Origin of the sequence: Brasilonema sennae CENA114 (genome assembly GCF_006968745.1) — a bacterium.
GTDB lineage: Bacteria > Cyanobacteriota > Cyanobacteriia > Cyanobacteriales > Nostocaceae > Brasilonema > Brasilonema sennae.
Genome location: NZ_CP030118.1, coordinates 1 through 14,779 on the forward strand (window position 1 = coordinate 1; position 14,779 = coordinate 14,779).

A 14,779-nucleotide genomic window follows, 5' to 3' on the forward strand; every position below is an offset into this window, starting at 1 on the left:
TATGGAAATGCCCATAGAAAATCTGTGGAGTCAGGTACTGGAACGCTTACAACTAGAGCTATCCCGTCCCACCTTTGAAACTTGGATCAAAACCGCGAGCGCTGAGCGATTGGAAAATAATTGCTTGGTAATTTTTACTCCTAACCCGTTTGCTCGTAATTGGTTACAGAAATATTACATAAAAACAATTGCTAACGTTGTACAAGATATTCTTGGTTATCCTGTAGATATTTATATCACTGTTAATCAAGGTGATGAAGTTTCTGATGTCAAGGAACAAGAAGCTTCTTGGGGATTTCAAACTCAAACCAGTCCAACAGATGGGCTCCCTCAAAACCGACTAAAAACGACAGAATTAAATCTCAAGTATGTATTCTCTCGATTTGTAGTTGGTGCTAACAATCGTATGGCTCATGCTGCTGCATTAGCAGTTGCTGAATATCCTGGAAGAGAGTTTAATCCTTTATTTTTGTGTGGTGGTGTGGGTTTAGGGAAAACTCACCTAATGCAGGCAATTGGTCACTATCGATGGGAAATTAGTCCAGATTCAAGAATATTTTACGTCTCTACTGAGCAATTTACGAATGATCTCATTGCTGCGATTCGTAAGGACAGTATGCAAAGTTTCCGAGAGCATTACCGTGCTGCTGATGTCCTTTTAGTGGATGATATTCAGTTTATTGAAGGTAAAGAATATACTCAAGAAGAATTTTTCCATACTTTTAATACTTTACATGAAGCTGGTAAGCAGGTCGTCTTAGCTTCTGACCGTCCTCCCAACCAAATTCCTGGGTTACAACAACGTCTGTGTTCCCGATTTTCTATGGGGTTAATTGCTGATATCCAATCGCCAGATTTAGAAACAAGAATGGCAATTTTACAAAAAAAAGCTGAGTACGAAAATATTCGTCTTCCAAGGGAAGTTGTTGAGTATATTGCTTTTCACTATACTTCTAATATTCGAGAGTTGGAAGGAGCATTAATTCGTGCATTAGCGTATATTTCTATTTGGGGTTTACCAATGACGGTAGAAAATATTGCACCCGTTTTAGAACCACCAACGCAGAAGGTAGAAGCCACACCAGAAGCAATTTTATCAGTGATAGTTGAGAGTTTTGATGTATCAATAGAAGACCTTAAAGGGAATTCACGGCGACGAGAGATTAGCTGGGCGCGTCAAATAGGAATGTATCTTATGCGACAACATACAGATCTGAGCTTACCAAGAATAGGAGAAGAATTTGGTGGAAAAGACCATACAACGGTTATGTATAGCTGTGAAAAGATTACCCAACTGCGACAAACAGATCAAAACTTGGTGAAAACACTGCGTCAATTGAGCGATCGCATTAACATGGCTAGCCGTCCTCACAAATCATCTTGACAAAAACAAACAAAATAAGTAAAAAAGCGCGAACAAATCGAGCTATTACCAATGACTAATGACTAATGATCAATGACCAATGACTACCTTGACGAGTAAACTTTATTTGTACCAACCGACTTATTGTGTTTTCCACAAGAAACGGTTACCTCAAGTGTTAAGTTAAGTATAAAGAATCTTTAAGATAAAATTGCTTTGTGGAAAGTTTTTTATTTTTTGTGGAAAACTTTCCACAAATCTGTGGAAAAGTACTTAAGTATAAATACTCTGTGGAAAACTAACCCTATTTTTCCACAAGTTTTCCACAGCTAGCAACCTGTTAAAGCATCTTTGAAGTAGACGTGCATCAAGTTTTCCACAATTTCCACAGGTACGACGACTGAATAACTAAAAATAATAAAGTTGACGAATGATTCCTTGATGGTACAAGCTCCCGGACTCGTCCGTGGAATCAATAGTTTAATCCAAAATTCTCAAGTCCTGGATCTGTCCGTGGGATCAATCCAAAATCTAAAATCTAAAATCTAAAATCTAAAATCCAAAATTGTCTGACCATGAAATTAGTTTGCACCCAAAGCGACCTTAGTACTAACCTCTCACTCACCAGCCGTGCTGTACCTTCACGCCCAACACATCCAGTACTTGCCAACGTACTACTACAAGCGGATGCTGAAACTAACCAAGTCAGCTTAACAGCATTTGATCTGAGTTTGGGTATCCGTACTAGTTTTAGCGCCGAAGTCTTGCACTCTGGAGAAATTGCGATCCCCGCCAAGCTGCTTAATGACATCACTACTCGCCTTCCAGAAGGTGAAATTACTCTAGAAAATGAATCAACTTCTACAGATGATCCCTTAGCAGGGGAAGGCTCAATTGTGACTCTGATACCCAAAAGCGGGCGTTATCAAGTACGCGCAATGGGAGCACAAGAGTTTCCAGAACTCCCTGTTATCGAAAATACTCCAGCACTACATATTCCTGCTGGTGCATTAATTGAAGGATTACGAGGTTCTTTATTTGCAACTAGTGCAGATGAAACCAAACAAGTTCTCACCGGCGTACATTTAACAGTTCAACAAGACACACTGGAATTTGCAGCAACTGACGGACATCGTTTAGCTGTCGTACAGACGACTAATGAGAGTCCAGACACAAATACGGAAACTGGCTTAGAAGTGACAGTACCAGCCAGAGCATTAAGAGAACTAGAACGAATGCTGGCTCACGCGCACTCAGAAGAGGAACCTGTGGCGTTGTATTTTGACCAAGGTCAGGTTATTTTTGAATGGCAAAATCAAAGGCTGACAAGTCGTACTCTGGAAGGACAATATCCTGCTTATCGTCTACTCATTCCCCGACAATTTGAGCGAGAATTGGTTTTAGATAGGCGACAATTCTTAAGTGCTTTAGAACGAATTGCTGTCTTCGCAGATCAAAAGAATAATGTTGTTAAGGTGAGCATGGATAGCGAAGAACAGGAGATTACTATATCCTGTGAAGCTCAAGATGTTGGCAATGGTAGAGAATCAATGTCAGCACAGATATTAGGAGAAGATATAGATATTGCTTTTAATATTAAATATTTGATGGAAGGTTTAAAAGCATTGCCATCTGTTGAAATTCACGTGCAGCTAAATGGAAACTTGACCCCAGTGATTTTTACTCCAGTTGGTGGTTTTAAGATGACTTATTTAGCGATGCCTGTTCAATTGAGGAATTAAAAAAGAATCCAAAAGTCTTCTCGTTCCTTGCCTCTGGCAAGGAACGAGAGAGACGAGAGAGCTTATTACGCCGCAGCAAAACGGATTTTGAGATAGTCTCCGTCCATTTTTGCCCCTCCAGGTTGCAGTGCGGCCAAAGCTTGTGGCAAAACTAAATTTCGGCGATGATTACCAATAGTGATGTTTAATTCATCTCCACTTTTACTGAGTTGAACTTGATTTTTGGGAATGCCTGGTAAATACAATTCCAAACTGTATTGATTATTTTCTTGAACAACTCTTATTGTGGTTTCTTTGTAATAAACCTGAGTTGGATCTTCATCTTTGTACAGTGTTTCCTTCAGACGTTCTAAAGCAGCCAAACCACACATCTCTTCAGAATACAGTGGAACTTCCTTGACAGGTAACGGATGGAAGTTTTCATGAATTTCGTGGCGGTACTGCTTTTGATTCTCTTTCCAACGCTGGAAAAAAGGATCTTCTACTGCTTCGGGAATAATCCGATTTGCGACGACTAAATCTGTTGCAACGTTATATAAGCTCAAATAAGCATGAGCGCGCAGAGATTCTTTAATCACCATTTTTTCAGGATTGGTGACAAGCCGTACTGAGGTTTGAGTGTTATCTGTTAATACTTTTTCCAGAGCTTCTATTTGTTGATAGAATTCATAAGGTGCGTCCATCACCTCTTTGTCTGGTAAAGAAAAACCAGCAATTGGTTTAAAAAAAGGTTCAACTAAAGGTCTTAGTGCAACAGAAATGTTTTGGAAAGGTTTGTAAAAACGCCGCATGTACCAACCACCAACTTCTGGTAAACTCAACAGACGTAGTGCTGTACCAGTAGGGGCTGAGTCAATAATCAAAACGTCAAACTCACCCTCATCGTAATGGCGTTTCATTCTGACCAAGCTGAAAATCTCATCCATGCCTGGTAAAATAGCTAATTCTTCCGCCTGCACTCCATCTAAACCCCGTGCTTGTAAAACTTGAGTGATGTAGCGCTTTACAGAACCCCAGTTTCCTTCTAGTTCAAGTAGTGCATCCAGTTCCGCACCCCACAAATTCGGGCGAATTTCTTTGGGTACATGTCCCAGTTCTAAATCAAAACTGTCTGCCAGAGAATGAGCGGGATCTGTACTCAAAACAAGTGTACTATAACCCAGTTCTGCACAACGAAGTCCAGTGGCGGCGGCTACGGAGGTTTTTCCCACGCCGCCTTTGCCTGTCATTAGAATTACACGCATGGATGGTTTTGTCCAAGATGAGAAGTGTTTACATTTATTTACATTATGAACTCTTTAAGGGAAATAAATGCTGTTTCAGGACATCTAAACGCGAACAATGCCAATAATCTATGTGAGACACAATTAACCCTTGAGGGTTAAGGCGCAATTCACTCCACCCTGGGATAGAAATACGTGGCTTCCAAGGAAGGGGGGTATTCCAGCTGAGTGTCCACTCAGTTTTGATTGTGTCTCCTGTACGATTCATGCTGTGCAAGTCCATTTTGGTATTTAAAAACCAAGTACCGATGAGTTTAATCATCTGCTTGTACTTTTCAACACCACGAAATTTGTTGAGCGGATCTTGAAAATAAACATCTTGAGCGTAGACGCTGTATGTTTGATTATCAGGAAATCTTTGATAGTCTTGTTTGAGAATTTCAATGAGATCCATAATGAAATAATCCAAAAGACAAAGTGAAAAAACTTAAAGAATGAATATCTTATATATCTTATAAAGAATAATCGATGCTCAACACATGAAGTCATTCCTACTGTTCTGCCAATTCATGCTTCCTTTCCACAGGTGCAAAATGTCAGCAACAGTAAATTTATGTGTCAAGCAAATAGACACTGATATTTACACGTATGTAATAATAAACAAAATTACTTTAAAAATAACCATCTATGACTAAAATCTGGTCTAAAATTTTGAACTGGAAAGGAGGCAAAAAGCAGATTGTCCTTTGATTTCTGGCGAGAAAACAACTTTCGACTTGAGCCTTGGGGGAGTGACTACCAACCCCCAATTGATATAGAAGAACTTTCGGAATCGAAGAGTGAAGTAGATCCCACCGTAGAAGAAACCGACTGGAGCAAGTTTTGTAAGCGTCGTCCTCAGATTGATTTGCCCCAACGACTGATTTTTATCGATGGTCGTCGTCGCATTGATGCTGCCCTTGTCGGTGGTAGTGGCAATACTATTAATTATGGAGTCTTTGGTACCATCGCTGTGGGTGCAGTACTTGTAGATAGAAGCACCCACACCGCTAAGAGCGAGAACTTCAATATCCGCCGCATTTTGGGATTTGGAGGTAACCAAAAAGCGCCACTGACGCACATTCCTTGTCCTTTTGGAAGTGGGGCGGAATTAGTCTATGAGCCAGCCGAACCTTACGTAGAAAATAATCCTGACATTCGCAAGAATCTGGTTCAGAATGCAATGCTCAAGGCAGAGGCGACTCTGGCAAAGCAAAATTATACCATGCAAGCAGATACTTTAGTGATTCGCGATGGGCGACTACCGTATAATTCGCCGAATTTTACTGTGGGCTACGTAAAGACTATGCACAAAAACTATTTGAGCGAAAAACATGCAGCCTTGTTGTGGGAATTAAAACCAACAGAGCGATCGCCCATCTTCTTAATCAAAGAACAAAACCGACCTCACTGGAGTTGGTATCTCAAAAGCGGCAATTCCCAAACGAACTCCCAGAGTTTAGGCTACCACGATTTGCACGGCATTGTCCGACTTGAATTGTCTAACGAAATTCCTCTAGACACAGCCCAGAAGATAGCTGACCAAACCACCTATCTCATTCCTGAATATGCCTCCCATCCTTACAAAGACCCCCGCGCACCGCAGAACCTCACTCCTGTTGGCGCACTCGAACGCGAACTGGGACGGCGCATGGGCGATGCAAATCTCATTAAACGACGCGTGCAACACTTTTTAGCTTCTTTAGGAGTTACGCTATGACGACTCCCATCGGTTATGTCCTTGGTACGCAAGAGGCGACTCCTCTAGAATTTTGGGTTGCAGTGTTACCCGGTCATGTTTTGCGCCTTGATGATGTGATAGAAGTGCAAACTCATCGACCTGATGGTGGCGAAATTGTTCACTTTTATGGTGTTGTGGATCATGTCCGCACATTACATGAAGGAACGCAATTTGACACAGATACTTTCTTAGTTAAAAGTGGTAGTCTACCAGTAAATATTTCTTATGCCGCCCATATTCAAGTCACACGAATTGAGCCAGAAGAATACTTACCACCACAACCAGGAGACACCGTCAATCTAGCTGTGGATGAAGATTTAAAACGTGCTTTACACTTTGATGGTATGGAAAAACGCATCAGCGCAGGAACGATGCGTAACAGTGACAGCAACATCAGGAAGAATTAGAACGAGTAAAACAAAATCAGACACAAAGACAAAAGAATCGAACTTCGGCAGCACAAGTCTTAAATAATGTTCAAAGTAAGCTACAAGCAGCTACCAAGCAAGCAGAAGATGCTGAACAAGAACTTACTCAGTATTCTTCAGGCGGTACGCGCTTACAGCAATTGCAACAAGTTTCACCCTTACTGAGTACTTGGAAAGTTATACTAGAACAGACTGTCAAAAGCCGTCAAAAGCTGGAAAAGACGACTTCCGAAAAACAAAAGTATGAAAAAATTTATCAAAAGGCAATTGTCGAATTAGAACAAGCAAGAATAGCACTGCAAGAAAAAGATAAACTCTTACAAGAAGCAGAAGAAGCTAACAAAAAAGTAATTCAAAGCAATCACGCTACTGCATTGCGCCAAATTCTTCATGATGGCGACAATTGTCCAGTTTGTAATAGCACATATCGAGAACCCCAGTTGCTACCTCTGCCAGAAGTTATTCTAGTCGAGACAAAGGAATTATTGCATCAGAAAGCTTCTGCAGAACAAGCACAAAAAGCTACTGAAAATCATTTGACTAAGGCAGAAACCACACTGAATAATTTAAAGCAACAAGAGTTAGAGTATAATCAGGATTTGGTAGCCAATGAGACTCGATTAACTAATTTACAACAAGAAATTAGTGGTGTATTGCATACAGATTCTTGGGAAGCAGATGCACTGAACCAAGAGCTTAAGATACTGCAAGAAAATGATCTCAAATATCATCAAGCTTTGACAAAACACAAAGACGCAGTAGCACTAGTACTTCAAACTCAACAAGCCTTAGAATCAACTAGAAATACCCATAATACAGCTTCGGAAGAATACCAAAAGGCTACTCAAGAAACAGAACGTTGGCAACAATCGTTACAGGAAGTTGAAATTAAACTTCATGAAATGACTGGCGGTAAATCTTACGCCGAGTTGCACGCAGCATTAGAAAAAGAAAAGCACGCGCTACAGAAACAAGAACAACAAATTACCGAATCATATCAAGCAGCAGATAAAAAGGTTATTCAATGTGAAACTGAAAACAAAGAAGCTACTAATAATGCAGAGGCTGGGCGTATTCAAAGAGAACAGTTACAAATGACTTGGGATGCTGCACTCAAAGGCGCAAGTTTTACCGAAGAAAGTTTTATAAAACTATCAGCAGAGTCTGCACAGCAAGCAAGTTGGCAACAAGCAATTACAGATTACAATAATGCCAAAGTGAAGTTAGAAACTCAAGTTGAGGAAGTAAAGTTGCAAGTGGGCGATAGCACAAGCGATGAATTAACTATCAACTCTCAGCGTGATGCGAAAAATACTGCTTCCCAAGAATTCCAACAAGCGCAAGATCAACGCGCTAATTTAAAAATTTGGATGCATAATACAAAATTAAACCAACAACAAGCTGAGAAACTACAGTCAGATTTATCCAAAGTCAAAGAACAAGCGCAGACCTATACTACCCTGACTCGGAACCTCAAGTCAGATGAATTTCAAGCGTACATCCTAGAACATCTCGAAACAGATTTAGTGACTCGTGCTACAGATGCTTTACGGGAATTGACTGATTCTCGATACGCGTTAAAACTTCAAGAAGGCGATTACTGGGTTGAAGATAACTGGAATGGTGGTGAGTCAAGGCGAGTGCAAACCCTTTCGGGTGGTGAAACATTTGCTACTTCGTTGTCAATGGCATTAGCATTGTCAGAAAAACTTTCGATGGGTGCAGAATTAGGCAGTTTGTTTTTAGATGAAGGATTTGGAACTCTGGATGCAGATACCCTAGAAAGCGTTACCCAAATTCTGGAATCCTTACGACAACAAGATAAATTGATCGGAATCATTACTCATGTTAAGGCACTTGGAGAGCGATTGCCCACACAAGTTAAGGTTCGCAAGTCTCCAGAAGGTTCTAAGATAGAAGTTGAGACATTTTGAAATTTATGTCTAAGTGTCAAAATCAAGTGTTTCAAATTTTTACACAGAATTAGAATCAACTTCATTCCACAGGCGCTGTAACTGATAACGCCATACAGTTAAAACTTCCTCTCTGGCTTGTGAAGTTTGATCTAGTTCACCCATCAATCCTTCTGCATAAAAGCGTTCTAAGTTTTGCATTGTGGCTTCTAAAGACTGATTTTGCAGTTTAGCCGCTATCACAATCTGCCGAATGCGTTTTTCAATCAGCCGGTTAAAGACATTATCTAAACCATTTTGATACAGAGAAATCAGTTGGGCGATCGCATTTCCAAAATCTTCTGGCGTTAAACTATTGCAGTTGTGCTGAAATACCCCCCATAAAACTCCTTGCTGCAACGCATAACGTACTTCTTGAGTTTCTTCAAAGTTTGCTTCTAAAAACTGTTCTAAAAAAGGTAGAGCCTCGGACACTGGCATAATCGGTAATAAAATGCGTAATCCGCTTTCATCATCTGACAGCAAAACTAGCAGCCGAAACTTGGGAGTTTCTACTTGCCAAGAACCAGGTGCAATAGCATTGACAGACGCTGCACCAAATAACTCTTTGAGCGTATCCGCGATTTGCGAGGGTGTCATAGTCTTTTTTTTCGCTTCAGTTTCTAGCGTACCTTTTTCAGGTAGCAATATTATCTGCTTTCCTCATAAGTCTTTCTTTTGAGGTAACTAGGTAAGCGTAATTAATTCTTAAGATAAAACCTCACCCTCAATCCGTCTCCTTATTAAGGAGAGGGAAGCTGGAGGCAGGGTGAGGTTTTATATTTAATTCAAACCGCCTACCTAGCTGTCTTTTCATTAATTGCTATTTGCTTTAAATTTCTTGACAGAGGTGCCTGATTAATTCTTCAAACCTTTCTGATAAATTAAAAATACTGAACCAATTGGCCCAGGGTTTTCCACATAAATTTTCTTATTATAGTACAGCCCTGGAGACATTCCTCCATCAAATAACATTCCTTCTTGAATCTTGCCTAAACAGTTGTTGCGAGCAATTCCTTCAAGAACATCATCAAGCATATCTGGTAAAAGCTCTTGATTAAGTTCAGATACTTGAATATCGGAATTTGCCTTCATATCATTGACGAGTAAAATGACATAACCTTTATGAGTAATAGCTACAAGAGAGCGATTTCTTGCTTGTTTGCAAGCAAGTTCTCCTAAATCTTGACAAATATCTTTAAACTTGCCGTTACGATAGAATCTACCATTTCCTCCTACTAAGTTATAGTTTAGATCATTATCCTTTCTTCTTCCTACTTGAAGAGTTACCTGACGCTGGTTTGGTTTAGCTGCTGATATACCGAATGAAGAACGTTTATTCTTAAAATCTCCTGAATATTCCACTCCCCGAGAAATGTTTAACCCTTGAGGTTTATTATTAGTATCGATGTAGTCCGCATTAATTCCTGCAATTGGTAGTTGCCCGTTTAATTTGGCATTTTCGTTACTGACGAGTTCATGAAATAATTTTGGTATATATTCTTGACGAAATTTTCCTTTATTATCTTTTGCATAAAGCTGATGAGACAAACCCAGATTGACTTTGAAGTCTAAGGCTTCTGATTTTGGGTTAAAAATAATGACATGGTTAATACCTTTTGTATCTCTTTCTCCCTGATTATTGGTTTTTAAGAATGCAAGACTGAATTTAGCCTTTTGCCCTAAACAAGTTTGAGACGCTTCACTTGATGCGTTGAAGTTAAGATATTTATACCCTGCTAAAAAACAGATAAAGATTATAGATATCCATAAGTAAATTCTTATTTTTTTATAAAAAAGACAAACTTGAGTCATCATAAGTAAACAATTTCTCTAAAAAATTAAAACTTTACATCGATTTCAGGTGCCAAAAATTAAGGGGCAAACTCTTAGTCGATTAAGTATAGCAATCCTACTTGATTTGCTTGAAAGTGCCTGCGCTTTGCGCATAAGTCGTGCATCCTTAGATTACCAACTTTTTTTATCAGTCGGGAATCTTGTTGTTCAATGATTTAGGATTGCTATATCATGGCAATTTATAATATCAGGATTAAGAGGCGATCATGGTGAAAGAGGCGATGCTCCGGAAGAGCCGCCCCAAAAGGGCGATCGCATGATTGCGGGGGCTTTGCCCCATCGCTCTTGTATTCTGCAAAAACTATATATAGCAGGGAACGCTTAACGCTTAACAGACTTTCAAGTCTATTGGTAACCGTGTGTTCTCATTAGTTCGTGTCCTAATCTACCTGGCGACTGCTATACCTCAACACTTATAGAAACTTGCAAGAATATTTTACAGTACGAGGAGTTCCAAACATGATAAATTCTTTGTTACAGCGCTCACTTACAGAAAAAAACTTTACCAAAACATGAAATCTGTTTCACTATATAGACGTGGCAATCTGAACTAGGCTAAGCTAAGATACGATATCTAGTTATACCAATTTTCTATGAATATGAGTTTAATCTTTCTTAAGAATTTTGTCTGGAAGGCTTACACACTTTGGTTGTTTATCACCAAAGATTAAGCAAAAGTTTAATCCAGAATTGGTATTGCGAAACTTGGTTGATAATTTAGATCTAAGTTAAAATCTTTGCCTAAACAAAAAAATATTGTGAGCTACTGCATGAACCCCTGGTGTCAACAGCGCCAAAATCCTAATTATGTGGAGTGTTGTCAAACCTGTGGGAATAACTTATTTGTAAATGAGCGATATCGATTAGTAAAACCGTTGCGCGAATTGCGCCAAGAACAATATAGCGAAGTCTTTGAGGTAGATGATCGGGGGACGCGAAAAGTCCTAAAGATTCTCAAAGAAGACGAGCCTAAGTTGATCGAAATGTTGCAGCGAGAAGCAAGCGTCTTGAGCACTCTCAAGCACCCAGGAATTCCTAGAATAGATCCGGATGGGTATTTCACCATAACTTTGACGCTTGACTACAGTTATAGGATATTGCACTGCTTAGTGCTTGAGAAAATTGAGGGGCAAAACTTATGGCAGTGGTTAGAGCAAAATCAACCAATTTCTCAAAAGCAAGCTCTAGTTTGGTTGCAACAACTTGTAGAAATTCTAGCTTTAGTCCATGAAAACAAACTTTTCCATCGGGATATTAAGCCATCTAACATTATGCTCAAACCTGATGGTCAACTTGTGTTAATTGACTTTGGTTCTGTTAAATATGGCACAAAAGCTTACTTGAATAGTATACGCAAGGGTTTTGAAGGTACGATAATATTGTCATCTGGTTATACGCCTCCAGAACAAATCGAAGGCAAAGCTGTCAAACAATCGGATTTTTATGCACTAGGACGAACTTTTGTCAACTTATTAACGGGCCGCCCTCCAAGTGCATTTGTTGAGGACTTGACAACAGGTCAGTTGATTTGGCGAGATAGGGCTCCTGAAATCTCAAAGCCATTAGCAGATTTAATTGATTCCCTAATGGCTGTATCTCCAAATAACAGACCTGAAAATACGCGGTTTATATTGCAAAGACTAGAAAAGATTAGTCGCGAAACTGATGAATTGATGCAAGCTATAGAGTCATCAATTCGTTCAAGTTTGTCACAACTGCCTCCACCGGTCAAATATTTTACAGAAAAAATTCTCAAAAAGAAACTTCAGCGGTTAGCCAAGCAAAGTAGAATTCCTAAAATAGCTCTTTACGGGCGTTCTGGAGCGGGCAAATCATCTCTGATTAATGCCATTCTGGGACGGAATGTTACTGAGGTTGGCTTAGCCAGAGCAACAACACAAGTCACTGAAATATACGATTATGAGCGCAACGGGTGGAAATTAAGATTCGTAGACTCACGTGGTGTAGGTGACTCACGCGATCATGCAGCCTTTGAACAAGCCATTAACGAAGTCGTCCAAAACAAAGTAGATATCTTCTTATTTGTGATTCCAGCTGATGAGCGAGCATATGTGCCTAGCGATATTGATTTTCTCACTGAACTCAAATCAACGCACAAGCGAAAACATGGAATTGAACTACCAGTTATTTTAGTTTTAAATAAGATTGATCGAATTCAACCCACTTCGGAGTGGAATCCGCCCTATAACGTTTTTGACTCCCAGATTCGCGACGCCGAACTAAAAACAGCCAGACAGCAAGCAAAGGAAGCAAATATTCGTGATTGCGTTATGGCGAGAATCACCGAGTACAAAACTCTGAGTTCAATGTATGTTCATGTTTGTACTTTATGGGATGAGTACGACGATAAACGCTACAACGTAGAAGAACTCGCTCTACAAATATATAAATGTATTCCTGACGAAGCTGGTAAACAGGGCTTTGGAGGAGCAACCGCCGCGATCGCACTCAAGAGAGCTGTTGCTCGGGACTATACATTTGTCGCCGCATGTTTGGCATTTATTGCTGGCTGGTTTCCTTTTGGTGAGCAAAAGGGAGTGTTGTCGATACAACGTCGCTTAGTCAGTATGATTGCCCAAATTGCTACTAACGCAGACCAAAGTAATGAAGCGGAAAAATTATTAAGACAATTAGGTGTTCAACAAGGTGATACGAAATCACATCTGTCTACGACATTGGCAATTGGTGAAGCGGCGATTCGTTATTTTATCGAGCAAGACAGCACTATCGAACAAGCCCAGCAGGCTTTTGCTGAAGAAAAAGAGCGGCGAGAACCAGAATTTCAAGAGGCACTCAAGGGAGGAACTAACAAAGTAGTCAGCAAACTGCGAGAGATAGATCAAGAACTGTATGAGCGCTACGGTTTGCCGCGTATCTATGACGATGATTAAGGATGATATATTGTGAAACTTGACAGAATATTGGAGTCTAAACCAAAACTGAAAAAATTAAAGTGCAAAAAAAGCTGGCTGTCACTGAATTGGAAAATCTGTTTACCCTTGGCAGCTATAATTGTGCTGATTTTGAATTACGCCGCAGTTGCCCAAACTTCCACATCCGCAGTCAAACCCTCTCTAAGCTTAGAAGTAGGTGTAGACACGGTATGGGTGCTGTTCACTGGCTGTTTAGTGTTTTTTATGAATGCTGGCTTTGCAATGTTGGAAACAGGCTTGTGTCGCTACAAGAATGCCGTCAATATATTAGCTCAAAACTTCATTGTATTTGCAGTGGCGACAGTGGCTTTCTGGGTAATTGGCTGTGCGCTTATGTTTGGGGACAACACAAATCCATTGTTTGGAACAAAAGGTTGGTTTTTTGATGGGACAGACCAACAGATGTTTAAATCCCTCAAGTCTGATGTACCTAAGTCAGCTCTATTTTTCTTTGAACTGGTTTTTGCAGGCATAGCAGCAACTATTTTCACTGGAGCGGTTGCTGAACGGATTAAGTTTATTGCATTTTTGACCTTTAGCTTTTTACTGATTGCGATTTGTTACCCAATTACTGGTCACTGGATTTGGGGAGGTGGTTGGCTATCCAAATTAGGATTTTACGATTTTGCCGGTTCGACTGTGGTTCATTCGGTTGGTGGTTGGGCTGCTTTAGTGGGAGCTTGGCTGTTGGGACCACGTTTGTACAAACTTGAATCATACGGTGCACCGATTTATCGCTATTTAAAAAACGGTAGCAACATTGCTATGCCTGGGCATAATCAGAGTATGGCTACTCTGGGGAGTTTTATTCTTTGGTTGGGCTGGTTTGGCTTTAATGCAGGCTCAACGCTGAAAGCTGATCCTGGTGCGATCGCTCATATTTTCCTCACAACCAACATGGCAGGTGCAACAGGTGGTATTGCAGCAACCCTGATTTCCTGGTGGCGCTTTGGTAAGCCTGAACTTACCATGATCCTCAATGGAGTCTTGGCAGGTTTGGTATCGATTACGGCTTCCTCTGCCTTCGTGACCGTTCGTAGTGCGTTTTGGATTGGTCTGATTGCAGGAATCCTTGTGTTTTTCTCGGTACTTTTTATAGACGCAAACTTAAAAATTGATGACCCAGTAGGTGCTATCTCAGTTCACCTTGTCAATGGTATCTGGGGGACACTAGCCGTGGGCTTATTTAGCGTCGGTATAGAAGATAAACTACGCAATAATGCTGTGCAATTTGCGCCTGGTCCAAAACCGGGATTATTCTATGGTGGGGGTTTAGAACAATTATTGATTCAGTTACTTGGCATAATCTCAGTGGGTATTTTCACATTTGTCTTCAGCGCTCTTGCTTGGTCAGCAATTCAAGCTACAGTTGGTCTGCGAGTTTCACCCCAAGCGGAACTTGATGGTTTGGATATTAGTGAGCATGACATGGATGGTTACCACGGCTTTGAGAAGAAAGAGGTGTAGCAAATCTTTAGTC

The 14,779-nt window shown here is 40.3% G+C and carries 12 protein-coding genes; 7 read left to right on the top strand and 5 right to left on the bottom strand.

The window, feature by feature from the left end; all coding sequences use genetic code 11:
* Position 1: 1 nt before the first annotated feature.
* A complete protein-coding gene (dnaA, locus tag DP114_RS00005; RefSeq protein WP_169263670.1) occupies positions 2-1,384 on the top strand; it encodes a chromosomal replication initiator protein DnaA in 1,383 nt (460 codons plus the stop codon).
* Positions 1,385-1,692: 308 nt separating this feature from the next.
* On the opposite strand, the gene DP114_RS00010 is transcribed toward dnaA, so the two are convergent.
* Positions 1,693-1,839, bottom strand: coding sequence for a hypothetical protein (locus DP114_RS00010; protein WP_169263671.1), 147 nt, complete (start codon positions 1,837-1,839; stop codon positions 1,693-1,695).
* A gap of 99 nt (positions 1,840-1,938) precedes the next feature.
* Here DP114_RS00010 and dnaN point away from each other — a divergent pair, with 99 nt between their 5' ends.
* Positions 1,939-3,105 carry a DNA polymerase III subunit beta gene (dnaN, locus tag DP114_RS00015; RefSeq protein WP_169263672.1) on the top strand — a complete coding sequence of 389 codons (1,167 nt, stop codon included), beginning with the start codon at positions 1,939-1,941 and terminating at the stop codon, positions 3,103-3,105.
* Positions 3,106-3,170: 65 nt separating this feature from the next.
* On the opposite strand, the gene DP114_RS00020 is transcribed toward dnaN, so the two are convergent.
* Together DP114_RS00020 and DP114_RS00025 are read right to left on the bottom strand one after the other, a co-directional pair.
* Positions 3,171-4,349 carry a TRC40/GET3/ArsA family transport-energizing ATPase gene (locus DP114_RS00020; protein WP_171975133.1) on the bottom strand — a complete coding sequence of 393 codons (1,179 nt, stop codon included), beginning with the start codon at positions 4,347-4,349 and terminating at the stop codon, positions 3,171-3,173.
* 43 nt (positions 4,350-4,392) lie between these two features.
* The gene (locus DP114_RS00025) at positions 4,393-4,782 is read right to left on the bottom strand and encodes a DUF2358 domain-containing protein (RefSeq protein WP_171975134.1); all 390 of its coding nucleotides are present in this window, start codon (positions 4,780-4,782) and stop codon (positions 4,393-4,395) included.
* A gap of 285 nt (positions 4,783-5,067) precedes the next feature.
* On the opposite strand from DP114_RS00025, the gene DP114_RS00030 reads away from it, so the two are divergent.
* From DP114_RS00030 to DP114_RS00040, 3 genes are all read left to right on the top strand, one after another.
* A complete protein-coding gene (locus tag DP114_RS00030; RefSeq protein ID WP_171975135.1) occupies positions 5,068-6,087 on the top strand; it encodes a hypothetical protein in 1,020 nt (339 codons plus the stop codon).
* Positions 6,084-6,515 (top strand): hypothetical protein, encoded by a 432-nt coding sequence (locus DP114_RS00035; protein ID WP_246162949.1) that lies wholly within the window; start codon positions 6,084-6,086, stop codon positions 6,513-6,515. Before DP114_RS00030 ends, DP114_RS00035 begins: the two co-directional genes overlap by 4 nt.
* 161 nt (positions 6,516-6,676) lie before the next feature.
* On the top strand, positions 6,677-8,470 hold the full coding sequence (locus DP114_RS00040; RefSeq protein ID WP_171975136.1) for an SbcC/MukB-like Walker B domain-containing protein: 1,794 nt from the start codon (positions 6,677-6,679) through the stop codon (positions 8,468-8,470).
* Between the two features lie 39 nt (positions 8,471-8,509).
* Here DP114_RS00040 and DP114_RS00045 read toward each other — a convergent pair whose 3' ends face one another.
* Positions 8,510-9,088, bottom strand: coding sequence for a hypothetical protein (locus DP114_RS00045; protein ID WP_169263677.1), 579 nt, complete (start codon positions 9,086-9,088; stop codon positions 8,510-8,512).
* A 258-nt stretch (positions 9,089-9,346) separates the two neighbouring features.
* The gene (locus DP114_RS00050) at positions 9,347-10,306 is read right to left on the bottom strand and encodes a phosphodiester glycosidase family protein (protein WP_246162951.1); all 960 of its coding nucleotides are present in this window, start codon (positions 10,304-10,306) and stop codon (positions 9,347-9,349) included.
* Positions 10,307-11,082: 776 nt separating this feature from the next.
* Here DP114_RS00050 and DP114_RS00055 point away from each other — a divergent pair.
* Together DP114_RS00055 and DP114_RS00060 are read left to right on the top strand one after the other, a co-directional pair.
* Positions 11,083-13,257 (top strand): protein kinase domain-containing protein, encoded by a 2,175-nt coding sequence (locus DP114_RS00055; protein ID WP_171975137.1) that lies wholly within the window; start codon positions 11,083-11,085, stop codon positions 13,255-13,257.
* 30 nt (positions 13,258-13,287) lie between these two features.
* Entirely contained in the window at positions 13,288-14,766 is a 1,479-nt protein-coding gene (locus tag DP114_RS00060) for an ammonium transporter (protein WP_211178311.1), read from the top strand.
* The last annotated feature ends 13 nt before the right edge of the window (positions 14,767-14,779 follow it).